Below are 3,354 nucleotides of genomic sequence, written 5' to 3' on the forward strand. Positions count from 1 at the left end.
CAAACACGCCTTCTGCACGCAGGTAAAAATCTTCCAGCAGCTGTTTGCTTACGGGCGCATTTATTACCACGGTGTTTTCCTTACGGTCAAAGGCATCGGTAAAGATCATGAACTTGGCCCGGGGTGCTATCATCAGCGCCCAGTCGTTCTGGGTGCGGTTCTTTAAGCCTACCTGTATGGTGCCCTGGTTAAAGGCCTGCTTTACATCGCCCTTGGAAAAGTCGTACAGCGTATGGTCGTACCCGTAATAGTGTATTACGTTCCGGTCAAAACCTACGCTGCCATTGATCTCGAACAGGGGAGAGTAGTAGGTGCCGGAGGCCAGTATGTTCAGCGCGTTGTAGTCCTGGTTCTTGATACTGCCTTTGGAGCCGGTGTAGCTGCCATACAGGCCAAAGTTATATTTCTCATTACGGCCGCTGCCAAAGCCGGCCTGTATTAACGGGGTTTGGTAGTTGCCAAAACCTACTTTTACAAAGTTGTTCTGCAATGCGTTCAGCGAATCTTTCCCTAATGCCAGGGGCTTTAAGGGTACGGGCTGGTACATAAAATACAGGTTCAGGGCAGGTACCTGGTAGGCCATACGCGGGCGGGCGGTATCCACACCCGGCAGGGCTGCCGTAAGGTTCAGCTTTGCTGCATCGCGCAGCTTGGGCTGGTAGGTTGAAATAATGTCAATGGTTTCCTGCTTCAGTGAGTCCTGCGCCCAGGCAGGCTGCTGTAAAAAGAAACCGGCCATCATCCCCATTACTCCCCACCTGCTTATATATTTAGTTTTACCGTTCATTTATGCGCTGTTTATATTTTATCATTTAAAACGCCTGTTAGCAGGGCATTTTGCGTGTATGTATGTTATGGTTTGGTCCTGATCTTAGAGGCGGCTTTTTCTGCAGCTTCTACTTTTTCCAGCTTATCTTTTGCTTCCTGTTTCAGCTCCGGAATAGGGCAGTTCTCTGCCAGGCTCTGGAAAGTAGCTTTTGCATTAAAGTAATCTTTCTGCTGGGTGTATACATCGCCTAACAGTATGTAGGCTTTGGCTACCCAGGTGCCGTATGAGGGGGTGTTCTTGATCACATCAAAACCTGCTTTCTCCGCTGCATCCAGCTCATTTTTAGCCAGGTAGCATACGCCGGTGTTGTAGCGGGCTTCGGCCCCGGTTTCCGATTTGGTAAGGCCGGCTACTGTTTTAAACTCGGCGATGGCCTCATCATATTTCTGCTGCTCCTGTTGCGCCCTGCCCAGGTAAAAGTGTGCGGCGATCTGGTCGTCGGTGCTGATGCTGGTGTTGGACAGCAGCAGCTCGGCATAGTTGCCTACCTCATCCCAGTGCTTTAGCTGGTAGTTGCTGCGCAGCAGGCCGCGGGTGGCGGTCATGGTATTTTCCTTGCTGGTGCTAAGGTCCTGCAGCTGCAGGTAGTAGGTGCGGGCCTTATCATAATTCTTTACCTGGTAAAAGTTAATGTTGGCGGCCTGCAGGGCTGCACGCTCGGCATACAGGCTGTTGTTGCCGGAAAGTACAAACTCATAACCGGGTAAAGCAGTCGTATAGTCTTTGCTGTTATACGCGCATTCTGAGCGGTAAAAGTAAGCGGGCAGCAGGAACTGGCCGTTCGGATACTTTTGTATATAGCTGTTAAAGGCGGGTATGGCGCCGGCACAATCGCCGCTGCTAAAGCGGGCTTCTGCGGCGGCATAGGCCAGTGAATCCGCTGCGGAGGCGGTAACCGTTCTGCCGCTGGCTTTCAGCAGGGCTACATATTCATCTGTTTTACCCTGACCTACATAAATATCCTTGATGCTTTGCAGGGCTTCATTGGCTTCTGCGGAGTTAGGATATTTTTCCACCACCTGGCGGTAGTAGGAGAGTGCTTTGCTGTCATTATCCTTATTGAAATAACACAGGCCCAGCTTCAGCAATGCACGCGGTGCATTAGGTCCGTTGGGCTGTTTTTTCAGCACATTTTCCAGGTAGGGAATGGCTTCTGTATATTTTTCAGATGCGAGGTAAGTATTGGCGATCTCAAAATCAGCATCGTTCCCAAAGCTGGAAGAGGGGAACTGGTTGCCCAGCTGTTTTAACAGGGCCAGCTTTTCGTTATACTTACCTTGTATGCCCAGGATGATACTTTTCTGGTAAGTGGCATAATCTGCACCGGGATCTTTATTGGCAATCACACGGTCGTACAGCGCAGTGGCCCTGCCAAAATCCTTCAGCATGTAATAACAGTCGGCGCTACGCAGCAGCGCATCGTTGGCGATACGGCCTGCATTGGGGCCGCTGGCTTTTTGAGCGGCTTCAAAATGCTGCAGGGCATGGGTATAATCTTCTTTCTTCAGCAGGCTGTAACCCATGTTGTAGCTGGCTGTTTGCGCATTGGCCTCGCCGGAGGCCGGTACAGCGCCGGTCAGATAGCTGTTCAGGTTAATGATGGCATTATCTGTACGCTGCTGGCGCAGGGCTATTTCCGCTTTCCAGAAATGCGCCAGCTGTTTAATATTATTATCGTAGGGATTTTTAATGGCTACATCCAGCAGGCGATCGGCTTCTGCCAGCTGCTGGTCGTTTATGAGCTGTGTGGCCCTGCCGTAGGATACGCGCTGGTAGGCCCGCAACACGGTAGGGTTCTTGTCGGGGATGGATTCTATAGTGGTGAGCGCATCCTTGTAGTTATTGGTGTTGGTGAACAGCTGCACCAGTATTTCCCGGGCTTCTTTGTTGTAAGATGACTGGGGATATGTTTTTACAAAGTTGGAAAGCTCGGTGAGCGCTGCATCATTATACCCCAGCTCATACGACAGCTTGCCGTAGTTAAAGCGGGATATTTCCTGCTGCTGCGGGTTTGAGTTATTACGTGCGCCAAAGGCAAAGGCATTGCGTGCATTGGCCTTCTGGTTGGTACGCAGGTAACAATCGCCCAGCAGGTACATGGAGTTCTGGCCTAAAGAATCCTTTTCGCTGCTCAGCTGTTTAAAGCCGTTAATGGCTTTGTTATAGTTGCCGGTTTGGTAGTAACAGTAAGAGAGCTGGTACACATCTTCCTTCCGCACCTCTTCTGCATTATCCTGGTACTGCTGTAAGTAGGGCAGGGCTTTCTGGTAATCTTTCTTTTCAAAGTAAGCCTGTCCCATCAGCTGTTTCAGCTCCGTATCATAATAGATATTGCCTTTCTTTAACAGGGATTCGCCGTATTTGATCACTTCTTCCTTTTTGCCCTGGAAGTAGTAGATCTCTGCTATGTAATAGGGTACAATACCGGCGTATTTAGGCTCCTGCTCCACGCGTTTAAAGCTGGCCAGGGCTTCATTATACTGGTGGTTATTGTAGGCAATAAAGCCGTAGTAGTAATTGGCGGG

2 protein-coding genes are annotated in these 3,354 nt (G+C 50.1%); both read right to left on the minus strand.

Annotated elements, in window-relative coordinates; translation table 11 throughout:
* Positions 1–787 (minus strand): hypothetical protein (locus tag VIM87_RS07195; protein WP_331996326.1); only part of this gene is annotated, 787 nt, incomplete at its 3' end.
* A 65-nt stretch (positions 788–852) separates the two neighbouring features.
* A partial coding sequence (locus VIM87_RS07200) for a tetratricopeptide repeat protein (protein ID WP_331996327.1) occupies positions 853–3,354 on the minus strand: 2,502 nt, incomplete at its 5' end.

This window comes from Chitinophaga sp. (genome assembly GCF_036569125.1).
Taxonomy (GTDB): Bacteria; Bacteroidota; Bacteroidia; order Chitinophagales; family Chitinophagaceae; genus Chitinophaga.